This window comes from Sedimentibacter sp. B4 (genome assembly GCF_000309315.1).
In the GTDB taxonomy this organism is placed as follows: Bacteria; Bacillota; Clostridia; order Tissierellales; family Sedimentibacteraceae; genus Sedimentibacter; species Sedimentibacter saalensis.
The window spans coordinates 1-435 of record NZ_CANG01000960.1; the positions used below are offsets into that span (position 1 = coordinate 1).

Genomic DNA, 435 nt, shown 5'->3' on the forward strand with positions numbered 1-435 from the left:
ATGCTGGTGATGCCAGTCAGGTTGGAGACGGCCTTCGGTGTCGTCGAGGAGGACTGGCTGCCGTTGCCGAGCTGGCCGTTGGTGCCGAGCCCCCAGCAGTACGCCTTGCCGGAGGCCACGGCGCAGCTGAAGTCCGTGCCCGCGGTCACGTCGGTGACCGTCTTGGCGCCGAGGTCGCCCCCGGTGACGGCCGTCGGAACGTGAGCCACAGTGGTGCTACCCAGGCCCAGGGCGCCCTTGGTGCCGTCCCCAGCAGTACACGGTGCCGTTCGCGACGCCGCAGGCGTGGGTGGCACCCACCGCGACCGCGGTGAAGGTGAGCCCGTAGTCGCTCGGCGTGCCCGAGCCGATGCTGTGCGTCGCGCTGGTCGCCGCCCCGCCGTAGACGTCGGTCGGGCTCGTCCCGGACGGCTCGGCGACCAGTCCACGGCGTAC

At 72.0% G+C, this 435-nt stretch carries 2 protein-coding genes; both read right to left on the reverse strand.

Features of this window, described 5'->3' with window-relative positions:
* Positions 1 to 209: hypothetical protein (locus tag BN358_RS24825; RefSeq protein WP_232233411.1), on the reverse strand; the 209-nt coding region annotated here is incomplete at its 3' end.
* A 7-nt stretch (positions 210 to 216) separates the two neighbouring features.
* Positions 217 to 435 (reverse strand): RCC1 domain-containing protein (locus tag BN358_RS28035; RefSeq protein WP_232233417.1); only part of this gene is annotated, 219 nt, incomplete at its 5' end.